This window comes from Paenibacillus rhizoplanae (assembly GCF_042684125.1).
In the GTDB taxonomy this organism is placed as follows: domain Bacteria; phylum Bacillota; class Bacilli; order Paenibacillales; family Paenibacillaceae; genus Paenibacillus_AQ; species Paenibacillus_AQ rhizoplanae.
This window is the reverse complement of the sequence record NZ_JBHUKY010000051.1, coordinates 14,811-33,286: the sequence shown is the minus strand read 5'-3', so window position 1 is coordinate 33,286 and position 18,476 is coordinate 14,811. Positions and strand designations below refer to the sequence as shown.

The following is an 18,476-nucleotide window of genomic DNA, read 5'->3' as shown; positions in this document are numbered from 1 at the left end:
GTAACACCTCTCAACGGGGCATAGATTGGCAATTCACTACGGAAGATGCGCGGATAAAACTTAAAAGACTTTATCCACAATTTAAAGACTGATGCTGTACTAGTGTGGTCTCATCCATACTGTCATAAGTAGTGGTGTAGTAGTATTTGTTTCCACCAATTGTGAGCCAAGTGACGGGATCGCTATTGGACATATTATTGTTGCTTGTAACCTTGTCATTTGAGCATCCTAATAAAAGAAAGAAAACAGATATAATAAACAGAAGTTTCTTCATTTCATTAAGTCCTCCGGAGTTTTTCGTAAGCGCTATAAACTTAGTTTATGGCGCTTACAAAGATTAGTTTAACTTTTGGGATAAGGTTTCTTTTGGTTTGTTCGGTTAAGTAAATAGTCAGTACTCGTCATATGAAAGTCTGCCAGCTTGATGAGAATAGTAGTGGGGATATCAACATCACCGCGTTCATAATTACTATAAATTCGCTGGCTGCATTGCAAATACTCCGCCATTTGAGTTTGCGTTAAATCCTTATCTTCGCGTAAATCCCGGATACGTTGATACATATCGAACACCTCCAACGCAAGCATATCTTAGCGAATTATTCGCTATTGATTTTTAGCGAAAAATTCGCTAAGATAATCAAGGAGAAGATGATTTGGGAGGGGTGTAAGTGAGTCTTTTAGAAGATCTATATTACGGAAAAATCTGCCCAAATGAACAAATCTGTTTAAATGATCCCGAGTATGTACAAAACTCTAAGCTAATCTCGGAGCGTATACACATCCTGCAAGCAAAGCTGTCTCCAGAAGATTTCAACGTGCTCGAAGAAGTCATGGATCTTAACAGCCTGCTGATCTCTATTTCATCCGCTTCTGCCTATACTCTTGGATTCAGAATGGGAGCAGCGATGCTCGTAGAAGTATTGGAACATAACGAAAAACCTATTCAGGCTAAGGAGAAGTTGATCTTCGAACAAATAAAGTCGGATAGGAGAGAGTTATGAGAACTCTAATTCTAAGTTGCCTATGCTGATTGACGAGCTTCTTCAGGCAGAAAGTTGGGGCATTGTTCATGAGAAGTGGATTCCTGCTATTAAGGAAGCTATTGCCGTTGGAGAGGTTGGTAAGCTGATTGAGCTTAGAGGTAGATTTCCGTATTCTTTTGAAAATTCATTAAAGCAATTGAAGAAAACGGAGCGGGAATTTGTTCGAAATAGTTTGAAGTAAAAGTAAAAGAAGCCAGAAATAAAGCTGCCATGTGATGGTGGCTTTTTTTATTCGCCATACTTCTGCCCTGTACATAAGTATCGAAATAATGGAAACTATTACTAAAGGTATATAATATCTATATATGATGAATGATTGCATATTTTTAAAAATGAAAGCTAGGGGTGGTTGTTTGAGAAATTACATTATTGATATTGTAGATAAGCTGTTAACTTCGAAAGAGATACAAGATTTCAGGTTCATTGCTAATAATCGCAAAAATATGTTCTCTGCAATGCTTGAAATCGACACAAAGATTGGCGGTGCAGGAATTCACAACATCAATGTTGGAGACAACGGAAGTTATGAGAGAAAGGATCGGGATATTTTCAGACCTATTCAATATATTAATGCTTATCTAAAGATGAAACCTGAAAATTTTAATTGGGTTACCAGAGAAATAATTCATATGAGTGGATTGCATTTAGGATCAATGATAAAGAGATTATTTAATATCCGTAGGTATCCATTAGGTCAAGCCCTTGCCCTACCTTTAGCAAAGGTGAAATCAGAAAAACATTTGTATGAAACCTTGAAGCTAGTTATCTGGCCATATAATCACGCTAAACATACTTAGAACAGCACAAAGATACACATATGTTTGATACAGAGACTGCTTTGCTTTACTATGTTGCAGTAAGGAAGACGGCATTAATGCTAATGCCGAGTAATACTCCATTTGACACATGGAGTTCAGTAGATACTTAACCAACGAGTCTAAGTTAAGCATCTTCATTTTAAAGATGATTGGATACTGCGCTTTTTTGAAAAAAAGGGAAATCGAGAATTATTTTAAACATACCTGAAATAAGGAATAAAAATGGAAGATAGTCCATTCTTTACAGAAGATTTATTAACGAATATGAATAAATTCTTTGTTGGAGAAGTAGAGCTTTTAAGAGATTTGAACAATGTAGATGAGAAACGAATTAAAAGAAATTATCCATTGTTAGTTTCATTAATCGAGAACTCTAAGTCCATGTTCCTATTGGGTGAATGTAATTTAATAAATGATATGTACATGATAGCTAGGTCCTATGTTGAAAGAATGATTAATTTTATGTATTTACAAGTTTGCGATGAAGCTGAATTAAATTCATTCCAATTACATACCACCCAGAAAGCATACAGAAGGTTGGATCGTTCAATTGAAAGAACAACAGGCAAGGTTCAATTCGTCTATACAGGCAAAGATAGTGTATCTCTTCCAAATTTAAATGAAGCCTTAAATCTATTTACAAGTAAATCTGGTAAAGAAATAACACACTGGACACCAATTTCTTTAGATAAACGAATTGATATTATTAGTGAAAGAACAAGTATAAAGCCAAGTATCATGATGATGTGTAAGCTATATATTTATGAGGATGCTTCAGAAGCATTGCACGGCACATTGTATGGTTCTCTATTTCACTTAGGAGTTTTCTCACCAGGGACAAAGTTACTCAATCCTAACGATTTATTGCAACATTATTCTTCCTTAAAGACTACGGTTTATTGGACATGTGGATTACTTACCAATGATTTATTGACTTTACTTAACGAAAAGTATTCAAATTTAGAGGGAATATATGCTAAACCAAAGGAGAATACAAATAAAGCTATAGAAATAATGAAAAAGGCAGCGAAATACAACGAAGAAACAAAAGAATTTGGATAATATCACATATACGCATCGGGTATGGAGGTCATAATATATGGGCTATATAAATTATCGTATTATTAATCCTCTACAGGAAATCAGACTATATGCGAAGTTAGTAGAGGAGCATCTCGAAGAACAAATACATTTGGTTAATCAAAGGTGTGCAATTAATTCTTCAATGGAGGACACATGGGAGAATATTTTTGATGGTAGATCTGAAGAGATTCATAAGTACTCTGGATTACCTGAAATTTTGCGTAATTCACTATTAGTATCAATTTTTTCATATTTTGAAAATCAGTTAGTATTATTAATAAAGTCCATTCAAATAAATAATAATATTGAACTGAATTTATCTGATCTTAGAGGAACAGGAATAGAAAAAACACTAATATATTTAAGAAAGATTTGTGGGATGGATATTTCATTTGACTCAAAAAATTGGCAATATGTTAAAAATGCCATTCAAATAAGAAATTGTATTGTGCATAATGGTGGAGATATTGAAGAATATTCTAAAAAAACTGAACTTAGAAGAATTATTGGAAAATTGGAGAATGTTTTCGAGGGAGGCAACTATATCATTGTTGTAAACAATAAATTTTGCTTCGAAATTATAGATGTAATGGAACTTATATTGCTAGACTTATACAAGATCTCATTTGAACATGGACTTTTATCAGAATGAAAATTCCTTGGCGTTTTACTAGACTAAATCAGGTGGATTTCAATAAACTAAAGATGGCGTAAGCGCATCCGGCAAATATGTTAATTAATTCAATGAAGGTTATTACAGAAGTGAAAAAAGTGAAAAATAGGTGGGAGACTCAATGGACAAGTTTGTCGCTAAATTCTTTATGATTCCTTTTTTATATTTTGTTATGTATTCATTGACTTTTTATTATGGAGCACAGGTAGTTGATAAATTGAATACAGTGAACCACCCTTTACGTTTACTTATCGCTGTAGTATTTGTTTCTTCATCTCTATCCTTGGTTTTGACATTCATTATTTTTTTTATATCAAAGAGAATCTGGAACGAACTCACCTTTAGAAGGTGGTATCATTATACACATATTATATTTGTTTACTTCTCTGGTTTAATGTCAGTGTTAGTCGGGATAGAACCTTTACTAGAAAAAGAAAAGCTACTATTAACAGCAATTGATGATAACTTTAAGTTCTCGTTACTTATTTTCTTTGTAATCATCGCTAATTATTCGATTTTTAATAGCTTGATACTCAATGACGATTTTAAATTTAAGGCAATTAAGTAATTAGAAATAATTTAGTTTTATGATTTTGGCATCTATGTTAATGTACGCCGCTGAAGAGCATGAATACAAGAATGTTACATCAATATTAAGACAATAAAAACTTCCGAGGGGTTGTTGTATAGGAATGAACTTTTTAAATCTCCTAATTACGCCTATTCTGACTACACTAATTATAAACAAACTTTGCATGGTGTATAGATGAAAAAGGGAGGCCGATTATGCCGTTGTTTGTAGTCAATAAGATTCCTCTTACCCTTACTTGGGAAACGGATAGAATACTTCGTGAAGAAATTTACGGAGTTGGTAATGTGATGAAGAGTTATATTGTTAGGTCGAATGAGAAAAATAACACACATAGACTTCAAAAGAAACTATTACATAAGAAATACAGAGAAGACCCTGAAACATTTATTGAGAGGTTTGTGAAGTTTGACTTACGGGGAGAAGAGGCCTGCGAGAACCTGTGGGATATATTGTATGATTATTGTGCGTATTATGGGAGCGGATATCCTTCAGATAAAAGAGATATAGAAGAACGAATATTCGATGAATATAATGAAAGCCAATTCATTTATCCTCAAGGAAAGGTGTTCTATTTGTATCATTATGCTCCATCCTTAAGTTTAAAGGAGAAGCTATTGAAACAGAAGAAAGGAATAATTGTTAGGAATCTTATCGATACAAGGAATGTGATGAGAGTAGTTGGAACATTAGATAAATTCTTAATAATGTTTAACGATAGAGTGATAAGATGTAGTGATGTATTTGAGGTGTTACTAATTAAAAATCAGAAGGAAACTAAAGGATTAGCAGATTGGTGAGATAACAAACGATTTTTATTTATCGCGCAAATTTAAGTGGTACATCCAAGGTTTGGCACATGGAAAAAAGAGTTATTAATATTTTTGGAAGATATAAAATATTACCCATAGTGAATAGAAATTTCGTGTGTTTGCTTGTGTTGAAATGATTCATACAGGGGGCACTTATGCTAGAAAAAATAATGATAAACAATTATGGACCATTCAAAACATTTGAAATGACCTTCCATAATAAAATTTCAATTATTGTTGGTGAAAATGGATCTGGGAAGACACATTTACTAGGTGCTATCATCTCGGTTTTTTATGGAAAGCAATCAATTAAAGTTATTGATAATTTTGGTATAGATGAGATGGATATTTCTTTGAAATTCAAGACACCTGATAGTCAAGTTGAAGTAGTAAGAACTTTTTCAAATGGTAAATTATATTTGGAAAATTACACTCGCAACTTTTCAGACAAAAGAATTACTCAATTAAATAATATTAATATTAGTGAATATGAGCCGATAATTATAAGTAATATGAATAGTTCGTTGGAAATTAATTTAGATCTTGTGAAAAAGCATCTTTTTCAAATGAACCTTGAAATTGATATAATGCATTTTTTCCTTGAATTAATTAATCGAGTGGAAAAATCAAAGGTAAAAAATGCTTATCGAATATATTCTGGTGGAGAAAGATATATCTTAGAATTTTTAGGGCAATTGTCTTTTGCTCTAGAGGATAAGAGGAAGTTGATACTAATTGACGAATTTGGAGCTTGGCTTGATTCTTATTCATTCTCAAACCTATTGAGTTTATTAGACTCCATCTCCACAGAAATACAAATAGTTATAGTTATGAGTAGCTACCAAGTTCAATTATCACAAATGAAAAAAAAGTCTATTAAACAACTACATGTAACAAACCAGAGCGAAAGAAATAAATTTGGATTTAGGTATGATTTCTTGGACTTTATTTTATATAGTAAGAAACAACCATTGGGTTCTCCTCTAACCCAAAAGAAAATAGTACAATATGTTATGAATTCAAAAGTCGAGTTTGAAGAAAACATTGATATGGAATTCAAAGAGGTTAAAGGAATAAATTCGATTGATTCGATTCTTAGCACAGTAGACCAATATGTTGTGTCGTATTTAAACGTTAGAAGGAACATAACAGGGAAAATTTTATGGGGCATTAGCGATGATAGAACTGTTGTGGGTGTGCGTCTTGATTACAGTGAAAGAGATAAGTTAAGAAGAGATGTAGTCAATAAACTCTCTCAGATATCTCCGCCAGTGCCCACTGAAGTTTATTCGATTTTTTTAGTTGAAGTATATGATGATGATATGAAAATTATAGCTAATAAATACATTGTTGAAGTTACCGTACAACCCTATTTTTCTGAGTACTTTTTTTCAACTGGCAAGGATGAAGTTTATATTAAAACTGATGGTGGAAAGAGAAAACTTAAGACTCAAGAAATACAAGTTGAATTAAAATCTAGAGGGAATAAATAATTTTCCCCCTGTTCTTAGGTCCTTTAAGAAATGATTGAGCAGTTGTCACTCCGGATTACCTCTTTTCACTTTCCCTGAGCCCTCCCCCATCAAATTGGGTAAACTATCCCTAGACAACACTTTACCCAAATCATCCGAAATGAGGGGACGCCTGGTGACGACTCATAAAACACCCAATAGATTAGCGAACGAAAAATCGCCTTACCTGCTCCAACACGCCCACAACCCCGTGGACTGGTATCCATGGGGAGACGAGGCCTTTGCCAAAGCGCAAGCCGAGAATAAGCCGATTTTCTTATCTGTCGGCTATTCGACTTGTCATTGGTGTCACGTCGGTGAATTCCACTCCTGTTAATTTTAGTTTTTCAGCCCATACTAAATTACTTTCCTTTATCAATAACGGTCAGGATAGTTTGGTATAGACATTCATTTATTCCGAATATTATGGTAATATTTAATAATTATCAAATATTTTTTGTAATGCCAGGAGGTCGTTGTCCTAGTGAATAATATATTTGATCTATCACATTCAAAAGAAATTTTAGTGCGCATTGATCAATTAATACAAAGCGCTCAACCGCAATGGGGTCGAATGGATGTTGCTCAAATGCTAGCGCATTGCTCCTCTTTTCAAGATATAGCAATGGGAAAGTCCCATTCCCCAAGAAGTTGGTTAGGAATGTTGATAGGAAAATTTGCAAAACCAATTTTTTATAACGACAAACCACTTCCTCGCAATATGTCTACTATTCAAACCATAATGATTGTGGATAAGAGAGAATTTGAAGTAGAAAAAGAAAAGCTAAAACAAAATATACTAATATTACAAAGTGATGGTCCTAAGAATTGTACCAATCGTCCACATCCTTTTTTCGGAGTACTCACTTCCGAGGAGTGGGGTAAAGGGATTTACAAGCATTTGGACCATCATTTAAAGCAATTTGGCGTTTAGATTAAGTCCAACTAAAGGGAATCGATAATACTATGACAATATGCAGCCGAGAGATCGGCTGCATATTCAGCTTACGGGCAGGATAACACTATAACTTCGGTAGGAACAAGTAAGTACTTAGACATTCTTCTACGAAGAACAATAAGAATTCTATCCCTCGTCTTTATGTATATAATCGCTGAATATAAGCCCCATAAGACGGTGTGTAACAAAGCAGCCATAGCAAAATGTGCTAGATCGTGAGTTTGAGCAATCAGAAGTCAAACACTTCGTCGTCAGCGATTTGAAGTAGGTAAAAGTTCGGAACGTTGTTGCCTTTCAAAGTGTGATTGTTGAGGGAGGGAATATGGAAATAGAAGCGGATTATTTAAACTTTATAGTAGATAAATGAGGAATACAGAGGTTAAACCATGGTATTCCCTATGATCTCGCATGAGAATAGGGTATTAACAAGAAAATAATATGCTCTAGTGTAAAGACATTTTTATTAACTGCGCCTTCCCCCACCTTTTTGGGTAAACTAACCCTAAGCAATACTTTACCCAAATCCCACACGAAAAGAGGTGATGCCCCATGACAACGAATCACAAGCCCAATAGATTAATCGCCGAGAAATCGCCTTACCTGCTCCAACATGCGCATAATCCAGTCAATTGGTATGCGTGGAGTGAAGAAGCGTTTGATACCGCGAGACGAGAAAATAAACCAATCTTCTTATCTGTTGGGTATTCGTAGTTGTGGCTTTAATCGACTTGCCACTGGTGCCACGTAATGGAACGAGAATCCTTCGAGGACGCCGAAGTCGCGGAGCTCCTCAACAATCACTACGTAGCGATCAAAGTAGACCGCGAGGAGCGGCCGGATATTGATGCGCTGTATATGTCGGTGTGTCAGGCGCTGACGGGGAGCGGGGGGTGGCCGCTGACGGTGCTGCTGACGCCGGAGAAGAAGCCGTTCTATGCCGGGACGTATTTCCCGAAGCGACAGATGTTCGGTCGGATCGGGCTGATGGATGTGCTGGAGCAGATCCATACGAAGTGGGAGCAGGACGGCGAAGCACTGGATAAGCTGGGTGATGATCTGCTGGCTGAGCTGCATACGCTGGACCGCAAGAATGCGTACAATCCGGAAGCTGCGGGCGGCATTCCCGGCGCGGAGCTGCTGCATGAGGCGTATGAGCTGTACCGGCGGCAGTTCGATGAGGAGTACGGCGGGTTCGGTAATGCGCCGAAGTTCCCTTCGCCGCATAATTTGTCTTTCCTGCTGGCGTACAGCCAGCTGCATGATCAGCCGGAAGCGCTGCGGATGGTGGAGCATACGCTGGAGTCGATGTATAAGGGCGGCATGTACGACCATGTGGGCTATGGCTTCGCTCGGTATTCGACAGACCGGGAGTGGCTGGTGCCGCATTTTGAGAAAATGCTCTACGATAACGCTCTCCTCGCGAATGTCTATCTGGAAGCCTTCCAGCTTACGGGGAAGCCGCTGTATGCGGAGATTGCCGAGCAGATCTTCACGTATGTGCTGCGCGATATGACTTCACCGGAAGGCGCTTTCTACTCTGCGGAGGATGCCGATTCCGAAGGGGTGGAAGGCAAGTTCTATGTCTTCTCCCGTGAGGAGATTGAGGAAGCGCTTGGGCTGGAGGATATGCATTCCTACTGCAATGTGTACGGGATTACGCCGGAGGGCAACTTCGAAGGGGAAAATATTCCGAATCTCCTTCACGGTCTGCCGGAAGAGATTGCGGAGCGTATGGGCATGAATCCGCTTGGTCTGCGGACCCGGATGGAGGAATGGCGTACGAAGCTGTTCGAGTACCGGGAGCAGCGCATTCATCCGCTTAAGGATGACAAGGTGCTGACCTCGTGGAACGGGCTGATGATTGCTGCGCTGGCCCTGGGAGCCAAAGCCCTGCAGAAGCCGGAATATGCCAAGGCCGCCGAACGTGCAGCGGACTTCATCTGGGACAAGCTGCGGCGTGAAGATGGGCGGCTGCTGGCCCGTTACCGTGACGGGGAGTCGGCGATTCCGGCGTATGTGGATGATTATGCCTTCCTGATCTGGGGACTCAGCGAATTATATGAAGCTACAGGTCAAGCGGTCTATCTGGAGCGGGCGCTGACGCTTAAGGATGGGATGCTGGAGCTGTTCCTAGATACCGAAGGAGGCGGGTTCTTCTTCACCGGGCATGACGGGGAGAAGCTGCCGGTCCGCTCGAAGGAATTGTATGACGGCGCGATTCCCTCCGGGAATTCGGTGGCGGCGAAGCTCTTGTGGAAGCTGTCGGTCATTACGCAGGATATGGAGCTGAAAGAGATCGCGGAGCGCACCGCTGCGGTGCTTGCTTCCGCTGCTTCGGAGTATCCGCCGGGATATGCGATGTATTTGCAGGCCCATCTGGGGATGGTCTCCGGCGGCAGAGAATGGGTCCTCTCCGGCAAAAAAGAAGATCCCGCGCTGCACGCCATGCTCGCTCAGGTCCAGCAGACCTATCTGCCGGACGCAGCGCTCATCGTTAACTGGGAAGGGGACAGCGGGGAGATGCTCCGCCTGCTGCCGCATCTGGCTGACAAACCGGCGATCCGCGGTGAAGCCACCGCCTATGTCTGCCGCAACTTCGCCTGCCGTGCCCCGCTTACGAATAAGGAAGCAGTCCGGGAGCTGCTGGCTTCCGGCAGCCGTGAGGTATAGCAGAATTCAACAAGAGCAGCCCGCAGCAATTTCGGGCTGCTCTTAGAGCTGAACTGCCATCTACTTTGGCAACTGTTCACATAAAATCGCTGTCTTTCATTTTCAATTGACATGACCTCCGGCGTACAAACTACCTCAATCTGTGGTTACATGATAAAATATATACGCCATTGTAGAATAGCAGGACGGTTCAAACCTAAGCAACTTGGTGACAGGATAACGTATTCTATTGCATTCTAAGTATGGTTCATTTCCGTTAGTCCTACCGAATCTGAATCGTGAAAAGGAGAGAGAAACCATGAACATTACCTACCACGGCCATTCCTGTGTCCAGATTGAAGTGAACGGCAAGTCGCTGATTATCGACCCGTTCATTAGCGGAAATCCGGCGGCGGTGACGACTGTAGAGGAGATTAAGACCGATGCGGTACTGCTGACTCATGCCCATATGGATCATATGCTGGATGCCGCACCGATTGCCAAGCGCAATAACGTGCCAATTGTAGCCATCGTGGAGCTGGCCGGGTACCTTGAATCCACTGGGGCACAGACGATCGGAATGAACATCGGGGGGACGGTGGATCTGGGCTTTGCTAAGGCGACGATGATCCATGCCTTCCATACCTCAAGCATTACCCTCGAAGATGGACAGAGTATCTATGGCGGCACACCGGCGGGCTTCATAATTGAGGCGGACGGGCGCACGATTCTCCATGCCGGCGATACGGGGCTGTTCGGTGACTTGAAAATGTTCGGGGAGCTGTATAAGATCGACCTCGCGATTCTGCCGATTGGCGGACATTTCACTATGGGGCCGGAGCATGCGCTTATCGCCGCCAAATGGCTGGGAGCCAGACAAGTGCTTCCGGTACACTACAATACCTTCCCGCCGATCCGCCAGGATGCGGGGGCATTCGTCCAAGCGCTGGAGGAGGCGGGAATTAGAGGCTCGGCACTTGCATATGGTGAGACGCTGGAGCTGTAGCGCTTCGCGCATGGTCCTCCGCCTGCGTATATGTCCGTATTAACAACAGGGCTGCCCCAAGTAGCTATTTCATAGCTTTGGGAGCAGTCCTGTTCAGGTTAGCGAATGGTCTAACCGGCGAACCTCGCCAGCTCGCGGTTGAATCGATCCCGTTCGTCATAGAACAATCCGTGGCCGCTGTCCTCGAACGGAATAAGAACCGAATTCTTAATCCCTTGATGCTGCGCCTCTGCGAGCGGGAAGAAGCACACCTGATCATGAACCCCGTGCAGAATAAGGGTAGGCACCTGTATCCGGGGGAGATCGTTGAACAACTCCTCGGCCATCCAGGCGTTGGAGACTGCGATAGTGGACCAGCTTGCCGCCTCCAGTCCCAAGAGGAAGAACCAGTCCGAGAACGGCTGTGATACCGGCTGATAGAAGAAAATATCGCCGAAATCATGCAGCATCTTGGGGCGATCCTTGTAGGTGGACTGGATAATCTGCTCTATAGCTTCTCTAGTCGTGCCATAAGGGAAGCCCGGCCGCTGAATCAGACTGGGGGCTGCCGAAGCGAATAAGGCCAGCTTGGAGACCCCATGTCCCTTATGCCGGGCCATATACCGGATCGCTACAGCTCCGCCGGTAGAATGTCCGCCGAGTGTAATATTGTGCAGTCCTAAGGCGCCGATCACACAGCGGATATCATCTGCGAGACGGTTGTAATCGTACCCGCCAAGCGGTTTGTCAGACCGGCCGAAGCCTCTCATATCCATTCCAATGCAGCGGTAGCCCATGGGCACTAGCTGATTGTACTGGTATTCGAACATCTGGTGATTTGCTGGCCAGCCGTGAATGAAGAGTAACGTTTTGTTGCCAAGCGGGTTAAGATCATTCACATACACCTTCACATTCGGTTCTACTCTAATCCAATGTTCCATTTCGCATCCCTCAATTCTCTATTGATTTGTATAGTTGGAATATGTTATTCATTGGAATAGGGAAAATGCCTAGAATATGGTCTGAGGGATTCGCAGCAGATCGTTCCTTGGAGAGGGGAATCATAACTATCAATAAGATTCTGAGCGGTATCCGCTGGCAGGAGCAGAGTGCAGATAGTGAAGCGCTGCTGGCAAGGCTGGAAGAGGCGGCCATCACCCGGATGAAGGGGGGACTGGAAGCCGAGGTATGCAGAATTACACTGCCGGATATGAAGCTTGTGCTGAAAATATGGAACCGCGACTCCCGGCCGGATGTCTCTATTCAGTATCAAGTGCTGGAGCAGGTGGTCCGGCAGGGCTGCGCGGTCTCACGGTCGTATGCCTGGGGTCTAGATGCTGAGGACCATCAGGTGCTGTTAACCAGCTTCGATGGTATGCCAGTCAAGAAGGTAAATGCGGACAGCCTAACAGCCATAGCAGCCAACCTGCTCGATGTACATAAGCTGCAGATCGATTCGTCCAGCAGCTTGAAGGTACCGGCTTATGATTTTGCAGATTATTTCTTCCCTGCCTGGGCGGAGCAGCCTGAGATCCGAACACTGGCGCAGGAGTTGGCGGAGCAGGCCAAGCTAACCGCTCATCAGCTCATTCATGGTGATTATCATCTGGGTAATATTCTGGAGGCCTCCGGGACATTCACCATCATCGATTGGACCAATGTCCAGCTTGGCGATCCAAGGTATGATATTGCGTGGTCTATTCTGCTCTTTAGAGTGTATTTGGCGGAGCGGAATGCCAGTATCTACCGGTCAGCCTTTGAAGCTAAGAGCAGCTATAGCCCAGTAGAGCTGGAGCTATTCGAGGCACTGGCCGCCCTGCGCTGGCTTCAGCTGCACCGGACAACGGGGGTCCCGGTTCAGCGGAACACGCTGAAGGCGATCCGGACGCTGATGAGGGAGAACCGGTATGTGCCGGATAGTCTGTCTGAATCCTTGTAGCAGATACCCAGCCGGAATTCACCGTCACAAAAAGTTCTCCGTCCAGTTCAAACACAAACGGCTACGCCGTCCTCCTAAGGACGGCGTAGCCGTTTGTGTTGGCTTCCATGGAATACAATAGCATGTCAGCGGTTATGTTACTTCTTATTACGTTCCGGGTTCTGCGGCTTCACGCGGGCGGGCCGGGTGACCCAATTGCTGCGGTTCATCGGCTTGACTGTATCCGTCCGTTCGTTAATGACCTCGCTGCTGAGATTCTCAGCCGTAACAGCTTCGGGAGCAGCCTCGGATTCTACTGCCGCCGGGGCTTTTTTGGACAGGCCGGCTCCATTGTGCTTGCCCCGGTTCCATACTTTATTCTTGCTCATCAGGTACACTCCATTTCTGTATGCTTATGCTTCAACCATATCACAAGTGGGATTAAGCACAAAACTCCGATTTTGACAAGTTATAAATTGTACTAGTGATCTCCGGAAAGGGTAACTATAATGGTATAGAATTGAAAGGAGAGCATTCTGATGCCCATCAAGATAATTACCGATAGCGGTTCGGATCTACCCCCTGAATACACTAAGCAGTATGACATCTCCATTGTTCATTTGCCGGTCCATTTCGGTCATGAGCTAATGCCGGATGATATGAATGCCAAGGATTTCTATGACAAAATGCATGAATCGAAGGAGTTGCCTACGACTGCAAGCCCGAGTCCGCAGACCTTCCTGGACAGCTTCAAGCAAGTGGAAGCAGGCACTGACATTCTGGTCATCTGCATGTCCTCTAATATTAGCAGTACTTATCAGACCGCAATGATTGCCAAGGAGATGTACGAGGAAGAAGGACATCCGAATGCGATTGAAATTATAGATTCCAAGCTGTTCTCCGGCGGCTTGACCCTGATTGTCGCCATGGCGGCCAAATGGTCACTTACTGCCGCAAGTCTGGCTGAACTGAAGGACAGAGTGCTGAGCAAGGTCGAAGAGACGACTGCATACTTCACGCTGGATACCCTTGAGAATGTGATCAAGGGCGGACGGCTGAGCCGGATCTCCGGCGCTGTGGCTTCCGTGCTCAACATCAAGCTGCTGCTGAAGATCAGCGACGAGGGCGTCGTTGAAGTGGTCGAGAAGACGCGCGGCCTGCCTAAGGCGCTGACTCATCTGCTGGCCAAGCTGGACCAGAAGCAGCATGATTATGAACAGGCGGTAATCGCCATTGTCCATAGCAATTGTGAGACGCTGGCGCTGGAGATCAAGCGGCGTATTCTGGAGAAGCATCCCTTCAAGGAGGTTCTGCTGTCCACGATGGGACCTGTGATGGGAACCTATGCCGGCCAGGGCGGGATTGGAGTGGCTTTTTAAGCAGAGAGCACAGCACTTGTAGAAAAGTGATCACTAAGCCGTATACCGGACTTTCCGGTGTACGGCTGTTTGGCTTGCGTATGCGGATCGAATGAGCGCCGGGGAGCAGGCTAGGCACACCGGACTGGGCAGGTGCATAGTATGAAGCAAATCCAATTACACGGAGGTCCTACACTTATGTCGACAACTTCATCCGGCCCGCAAACGTCGGTAATCTATCAGGCAGACCCTGCGGTGGTTCAGCATCTGAACGGGGTCCGCGATTCGCTTCACCAGTCCTGTAAGCCATATCTGAATCATAAAGTGCAGGTGCAGACCCTTGACGGTCAGATGCATGAGGGTACGATTGCCGGTATGGACAGCAAGCATATGTACCTGGCCGTAACCCTAACCATGGAGATGGGACGCGGATATTACAATCCGTATTACAAGCCCTATCCAGGTCCGGGATATCCGGGCCCGGGTTACCCTTATCCAGGTACGGTGAACAGCAATGTGATTATGCCGCTGGTCTTGTTCGAGCTGCTGGCGATTTCGTTACTCTAAGCAAGGCTCATAGCCGGGGTCATCATCGAAGCTACAGCCCCACGTTGTGGGGTTGTTTTGCATGATCTACTACGCTGAAGGAGGGGGATGAACGGCTTCACAGAGCCCTTTTGCCAATTGGACACGTGAAAATAATCATGGAACCGCATTCATGAAAACGCTATAATTTAAAAGAGTCTATCAAATCAAAGGGGAAACACAATGATCTGAGTAGACTATAGCGGTAAGTTCATCCCTGAATTCGATACACCGGAATATATGGACCTACCTGGCGCAGGATTTCGCAGTTACAGCCAAAACGGATCAGCAGCAGCAATTCGCCCAGGGGAAGACCGGGATCTATACCGGTATGGTGGACATCTCCAGTCTGAGAACACTGGCGCAGGATCTGCAGCCGGGCATGGAGCTGGTGCCGGATTCGAACCCTGAGAAGCAGCTGGCTAATGAGCTGATCCGCGAGAATGACAAGTTCGCTGTGCTTGACCCAACCGTTCCGCTGGATTCGGCAACCAATAATGAGCAGGGAACGGAATTGCAAAAGATCATCACAGATGCTACCTTCAAATATATCATGGGCCAATCGGATGAGGCGGCCTTCAAAAAAACCGTGCAGACCTGGAAGGATTCCGGCGGAACCAAGATCACCGAGGAATATGAAGCTGCATATAAACTGACACAGAAGTAAGTAAGCAGGCTTTAAGTGAAGGCCATTACGTGAGAGAGGATGGGAAAAGGGATGCTGGTGGGCAAGGAGGGCTTAGGCGATTACTCTACCATTCAGGCGGCAGTCGATGCCTTGGAACGGCTGGACCCGGATTCAGAGGCAACACTCTACATTATGCCGGGAGTGTATAAGGAAGAGGTGCGGGTCTACCGCTCCTGTCTCCGTATCATCGGCATCGGACAAGTGGAGATCACGATGAACCGCTATGCCCGGGAGCTGGATGAGCAGGGGGAAGAGATCGGGACCTTTGCCACTCCCACCCTGTTCCTGGGCGGCAGGAAGCTGGTGCTGGAGAATCTGACTGTCTCCAATACAGCAGGACAAGGCAGTGAGGTAGGGCAGGCAGTGGCGGTGTACGCCCATTGTGATGAGACGGTATTCCGGAATTGTACATTCAAGGGCCATCAGGACACGCTGTTCACCGGTCCGCTGCCGCCGGCCCCCAGAGAGCGCCTGCTGTTCGGCGGCGTTCCGCTGCGGGAGCATCACGCGCAGTACCGCCAGTTGTACCAGCACTGTTATATTGAGGGGACCGTAGATTATATCTTTGGCGGAGCAACGGCCTACTTCGAGCATTGTACACTGCACAGTCTGCGGAATAGCGGAGGCCATACAGGCTACATCACGGCAGCCTCCACTCCCGAAGGGCAGGCCTACGGCTACGTGTTCAGTCATTGTTATCTAAGCGCTGAGCCGGGCACAGCGCCGGTATTCCTGGGCCGCCCATGGCGGGAGCATGCCAAGACAGCCTTTGTGGATTGCAGGATGGGACAGCACATTCATCCTCAAGGCTGGGATCATTGGGGCGAGCCTGCCAATGAGCAGACGGTCAGGTATGAGGAGTACACTTCGGAAGGAACAGCGGCAACACTGCGGAAGCAGCGTGCGCCTTGGGTTGAGCTGCACGGCAGCGGGACTGCGCGGGTTAGCAGGGAAGATGTGCTGGCAGGTTTCCTAACGCCGGAAGGATAAGTTATCTTGCGAATAAAGGCAGTGACAATAAAAGGTAGGGAAACTAAAAGGTAGAGAAAACAAAAGGGATGACCCCGTTATCCGGGGTCATCCCTTTATTCGATCAAGTCTTGCAACACTTACGTGTTCACAACTGCTGTAATCTCTTCGTCCAACTCCAGCCGTACATCTTCACGGTAGGCACGGATGCCGTATTCGCTGTGCACGTAGCGAAGAATGGACTCAATCATGTTGGACTCGACCAGGAACTGGCTGCGTCCCTGTATCCAGACCTCTGCTGTGTAGCCGGTGTCCTCGTCCCAGCTGAGTTCAACCTGGACTTCCTCCACCCGTACAGCCTTGCGTTCCGCCATATGCAGGCAGATCGCATTGATAATCTCGTCCATGCTGAGTACGGTAACACCCATTAGTAGCGTCCGTCTCTTTCCTGCATTCTGCGTCGTTCCTGTCTGCGCTTGAAGAAGTTCATAATCAACATCACGACGAAGTAGATGGCCAGCATGTTAATCATGAATCCGATAATATTGCCTAAAGCGCCCATTCCGGCGAACATGCCACCGAAGAGGAAGCCGGCGATCCCGCCGATCATCAGGCCTTTCATCAGTCCGCCGCCGCTGAAGAAGCCGCGGTTCGCGTTCGCTGCAGTTCCGTTGGTGTTGCTTTTGGTGCTATCGCTTTTTTTCACATTATCAGTGGTTGATTTCTTCGGGGTCGTTGTGAATCCCCGGCTTCCTGATTTGAAGCCCCCGCCGCGGCGGGCATCTGCGAAGTCAGGAACAGTGACGGCGAAGAATAGTGTGAAGGCCATGACGATCATCATTACACGTTTCATTGGTTTCATTGAGTACAAGAACCTCCTAGAAGTATTGGTAACACCCAGTTTACCTGGCTGTTGCCCGGTAATACGCAGAGCGGAGGCTAAGGTTTCAATTTTTAAAATATAAGAATTTATATGTTTCACACGATAACTTATCCTTCTATTTCTCGCTGAAACGGTACCGTCCTTTAAAGGACGGCAAAGCCGTTTCCACTTGTAATCACAAATATAAATGTTATCATCCGGCATTGGCCCGGACCCCCGGACACAAAAAAAGCGCGGGTCCGGGACCCGCGCAAACAGCAGTATCAGAGAGTTGCCTTAGTCCGCGTATCCGTCCGAGACAAGCTCAAGCGCTCCGGTAGCCGGATCGATGATCATGCCGTGAATAGGTACGTTTGGGGGGAGTAAGGGATGGCGCTTAATCAGCTCCACAGTCTGAATTACCCCTTCCTCTACGTTGTCAAACCCGCGCAGCCATTTGGTCAGCTTAATCCCCGAATTCTCCAAAGTACTGAGTACTTCCTCGGACACGCCGCGTTCCTTGATGGAGTTAATCATATGGTCAGCATTCAGGGAAGCCATGCCGCATTCATAATGGCCGACGACAATCACTTCGTCAGCGTCCAGTTCGTATAGCGCAACCATTACGCTGCGCATGACGCTTCCGAACGGCTGGGAGATGATGGCTCCGGCGTTCTTGATGATTTTGACATCACCGTTCTTGAAATTCATTGCTTTGGGCAGAAGCTCAACAAGCCGTGTGTCCATACAGGTGATGATCAGCATTTTTTTATCCGGGAAGCGGCTGGTCAGATAGCTCTCGTATGCCTTTTCCTCTACAAAATGCTTGTTGAACTCCATAATGTCTGTAACCTGACTCATAAGCCATATGCCTCCTTAAGATTAAACTGTAATCCATTGTACTGCGTCTTGCCGCGAACATAAAGGGCTTCCTGTAATCAAATATTGCAAAATGTAAGCAGAGTCTGTCTCCGC

The 18,476-nt window shown here is 44.9% G+C and carries 19 protein-coding genes and 3 pseudogenes; 16 read left to right on the top strand and 6 right to left on the bottom strand.

Features of this window, described 5'->3' with window-relative positions:
- Nucleotides 1-342 precede the first annotated feature (342 nt).
- Entirely contained in the window at nt 343-561 is a 219-nt protein-coding gene (locus ACFSX3_RS23370; RefSeq protein ID WP_209992664.1) for a helix-turn-helix domain-containing protein, read from the bottom strand.
- Nucleotides 562-668: 107 nt separating this feature from the next.
- Between ACFSX3_RS23370 and ACFSX3_RS23365 the strand changes: the two genes are divergently transcribed.
- The 11 genes and pseudogenes from ACFSX3_RS23365 to ACFSX3_RS23315 all read left to right on the top strand — a co-directional run bounded on the left by ACFSX3_RS23365 (nt 669) and on the right by ACFSX3_RS23315 (nt 11,142).
- On the top strand, nt 669-1,001 hold the full coding sequence (locus tag ACFSX3_RS23365) for a DUF6809 family protein (protein WP_209992665.1): 333 nt from the start codon (nt 669-671) through the stop codon (nt 999-1,001).
- A 16-nt stretch (nt 1,002-1,017) separates the two neighbouring features.
- Nucleotides 1,018-1,224 (top strand): hypothetical protein, encoded by a 207-nt coding sequence (locus tag ACFSX3_RS23360; protein WP_379256385.1) that lies wholly within the window; start codon nt 1,018-1,020, stop codon nt 1,222-1,224.
- Nucleotides 1,225-1,396: 172 nt separating this feature from the next.
- A complete protein-coding gene (locus ACFSX3_RS23355; protein ID WP_209992667.1) occupies nt 1,397-1,840 on the top strand; it encodes a hypothetical protein in 444 nt (147 codons plus the stop codon).
- A 243-nt stretch (nt 1,841-2,083) separates the two neighbouring features.
- The gene (locus ACFSX3_RS23350; protein ID WP_209992668.1) at nt 2,084-2,923 is read left to right on the top strand and encodes a DUF5677 domain-containing protein; all 840 of its coding nucleotides are present in this window, start codon (nt 2,084-2,086) and stop codon (nt 2,921-2,923) included.
- A 37-nt stretch (nt 2,924-2,960) separates the two neighbouring features.
- Nucleotides 2,961-3,596, top strand: coding sequence for a hypothetical protein (locus tag ACFSX3_RS23345; protein WP_209992669.1), 636 nt, complete (start codon nt 2,961-2,963; stop codon nt 3,594-3,596).
- A gap of 807 nt (nt 3,597-4,403) precedes the next feature.
- On the top strand, nt 4,404-5,006 hold the full coding sequence (locus tag ACFSX3_RS23340; RefSeq protein WP_209992671.1) for a hypothetical protein: 603 nt from the start codon (nt 4,404-4,406) through the stop codon (nt 5,004-5,006).
- A 167-nt stretch (nt 5,007-5,173) separates the two neighbouring features.
- On the top strand, nt 5,174-6,511 hold the full coding sequence (locus ACFSX3_RS23335; RefSeq protein ID WP_209992672.1) for an RNA-binding domain-containing protein: 1,338 nt from the start codon (nt 5,174-5,176) through the stop codon (nt 6,509-6,511).
- A gap of 139 nt (nt 6,512-6,650) precedes the next feature.
- Nucleotides 6,651-6,845, top strand: a pseudogene (locus ACFSX3_RS23330) (DUF255 domain-containing protein); the annotation flags it as partial.
- A gap of 168 nt (nt 6,846-7,013) precedes the next feature.
- The gene (locus ACFSX3_RS23325; protein ID WP_209992673.1) at nt 7,014-7,463 is read left to right on the top strand and encodes a DUF1569 domain-containing protein; all 450 of its coding nucleotides are present in this window, start codon (nt 7,014-7,016) and stop codon (nt 7,461-7,463) included.
- Between the two features lie 573 nt (nt 7,464-8,036).
- Nucleotides 8,037-10,157, top strand: a pseudogene (locus ACFSX3_RS23320) (thioredoxin domain-containing protein).
- A gap of 298 nt (nt 10,158-10,455) precedes the next feature.
- A complete protein-coding gene (locus tag ACFSX3_RS23315; protein WP_209992676.1) occupies nt 10,456-11,142 on the top strand; it encodes a metal-dependent hydrolase in 687 nt (228 codons plus the stop codon).
- A gap of 110 nt (nt 11,143-11,252) precedes the next feature.
- Here ACFSX3_RS23315 and ACFSX3_RS23310 read toward each other — a convergent pair whose 3' ends face one another.
- Nucleotides 11,253-12,062: an alpha/beta fold hydrolase gene (locus ACFSX3_RS23310; RefSeq protein ID WP_209992677.1), complete on the bottom strand. Its 810-nt coding sequence runs from the start codon at nt 12,060-12,062 to the stop codon at nt 11,253-11,255.
- A 107-nt stretch (nt 12,063-12,169) separates the two neighbouring features.
- On the opposite strand from ACFSX3_RS23310, the gene ACFSX3_RS23305 reads away from it, so the two are divergent.
- A complete protein-coding gene (locus ACFSX3_RS23305) occupies nt 12,170-13,060 on the top strand; it encodes a phosphotransferase (protein WP_379256392.1) in 891 nt (296 codons plus the stop codon).
- Nucleotides 13,061-13,197: 137 nt separating this feature from the next.
- On the opposite strand, the gene ACFSX3_RS23300 is transcribed toward ACFSX3_RS23305, so the two are convergent.
- Nucleotides 13,198-13,428, bottom strand: a complete 231-nt coding sequence (locus ACFSX3_RS23300) for a hypothetical protein (RefSeq protein ID WP_209992678.1) — start codon at nt 13,426-13,428, stop codon at nt 13,198-13,200.
- Between the two features lie 150 nt (nt 13,429-13,578).
- Between ACFSX3_RS23300 and ACFSX3_RS23295 the strand changes: the two genes are divergently transcribed.
- The 4 genes and pseudogenes from ACFSX3_RS23295 to ACFSX3_RS23280 all read left to right on the top strand — a co-directional run bounded on the left by ACFSX3_RS23295 (nt 13,579) and on the right by ACFSX3_RS23280 (nt 16,660).
- Complete coding sequence (locus ACFSX3_RS23295; RefSeq protein ID WP_209992679.1) at nt 13,579-14,418, top strand: DegV family protein; 840 nt, start codon at nt 13,579-13,581, stop codon at nt 14,416-14,418.
- A gap of 177 nt (nt 14,419-14,595) precedes the next feature.
- Complete coding sequence (locus ACFSX3_RS23290; RefSeq protein ID WP_209992680.1) at nt 14,596-14,964, top strand: hypothetical protein; 369 nt, start codon at nt 14,596-14,598, stop codon at nt 14,962-14,964.
- Nucleotides 14,965-15,174: 210 nt separating this feature from the next.
- A pseudogene (locus tag ACFSX3_RS23285) lies at nt 15,175-15,649 on the top strand (extracellular solute-binding protein); the annotation flags it as partial.
- Between the two features lie 51 nt (nt 15,650-15,700).
- Complete coding sequence (locus ACFSX3_RS23280; protein WP_209992793.1) at nt 15,701-16,660, top strand: pectinesterase family protein; 960 nt, start codon at nt 15,701-15,703, stop codon at nt 16,658-16,660.
- 119 nt (nt 16,661-16,779) lie between these two features.
- Here the strand turns inward: ACFSX3_RS23280 and ACFSX3_RS23275 are convergent, their stop codons facing one another.
- From ACFSX3_RS23275 to ACFSX3_RS23265, 3 genes are all read right to left on the bottom strand, one after another.
- Complete coding sequence (locus ACFSX3_RS23275; protein ID WP_209992681.1) at nt 16,780-17,067, bottom strand: YxcD family protein; 288 nt, start codon at nt 17,065-17,067, stop codon at nt 16,780-16,782.
- Nucleotides 17,067-17,501 (bottom strand): hypothetical protein, encoded by a 435-nt coding sequence (locus ACFSX3_RS23270; RefSeq protein ID WP_209992682.1) that lies wholly within the window; start codon nt 17,499-17,501, stop codon nt 17,067-17,069. The genes ACFSX3_RS23275 and ACFSX3_RS23270 overlap by 1 nt, the downstream gene beginning before the upstream one ends.
- Nucleotides 17,502-17,798: 297 nt before the next feature.
- The gene (locus ACFSX3_RS23265; RefSeq protein WP_209992683.1) at nt 17,799-18,362 is read right to left on the bottom strand and encodes a beta-class carbonic anhydrase; all 564 of its coding nucleotides are present in this window, start codon (nt 18,360-18,362) and stop codon (nt 17,799-17,801) included.
- Nucleotides 18,363-18,476 lie beyond the last annotated feature (114 nt).

Coding starts and splice junctions, on each gene's coding strand:
- ACFSX3_RS23370 (WP_209992664.1), bottom strand. CDS start 561: ATGTATCAACGTATCCGGGATTTACGCGAAGATAAGGATTTAACGCAA.
- ACFSX3_RS23350 (WP_209992668.1), top strand. CDS start 2,084: ATGGAAGATAGTCCATTCTTTACAGAAGATTTATTAACGAATATGAAT.
- ACFSX3_RS23345 (WP_209992669.1), top strand. CDS start 2,961: ATGGGCTATATAAATTATCGTATTATTAATCCTCTACAGGAAATCAGA.
- ACFSX3_RS23340 (WP_209992671.1), top strand. CDS start 4,404: ATGCCGTTGTTTGTAGTCAATAAGATTCCTCTTACCCTTACTTGGGAA.
- ACFSX3_RS23335 (WP_209992672.1), top strand. CDS start 5,174: ATGCTAGAAAAAATAATGATAAACAATTATGGACCATTCAAAACATTT.
- ACFSX3_RS23315 (WP_209992676.1), top strand. CDS start 10,456: ATGAACATTACCTACCACGGCCATTCCTGTGTCCAGATTGAAGTGAAC.
- ACFSX3_RS23310 (WP_209992677.1), bottom strand. CDS start 12,062: ATGGAACATTGGATTAGAGTAGAACCGAATGTGAAGGTGTATGTGAAT.
- ACFSX3_RS23300 (WP_209992678.1), bottom strand. CDS start 13,428: ATGAGCAAGAATAAAGTATGGAACCGGGGCAAGCACAATGGAGCCGGC.
- ACFSX3_RS23295 (WP_209992679.1), top strand. CDS start 13,579: ATGCCCATCAAGATAATTACCGATAGCGGTTCGGATCTACCCCCTGAA.
- ACFSX3_RS23290 (WP_209992680.1), top strand. CDS start 14,596: ATGTCGACAACTTCATCCGGCCCGCAAACGTCGGTAATCTATCAGGCA.
- ACFSX3_RS23280 (WP_209992793.1), top strand. CDS start 15,701: ATGCTGGTGGGCAAGGAGGGCTTAGGCGATTACTCTACCATTCAGGCG.
- ACFSX3_RS23275 (WP_209992681.1), bottom strand. CDS start 17,067: ATGGGTGTTACCGTACTCAGCATGGACGAGATTATCAATGCGATCTGC.
- ACFSX3_RS23270 (WP_209992682.1), bottom strand. CDS start 17,501: ATGAAACCAATGAAACGTGTAATGATGATCGTCATGGCCTTCACACTA.
- ACFSX3_RS23265 (WP_209992683.1), bottom strand. CDS start 18,362: ATGAGTCAGGTTACAGACATTATGGAGTTCAACAAGCATTTTGTAGAG.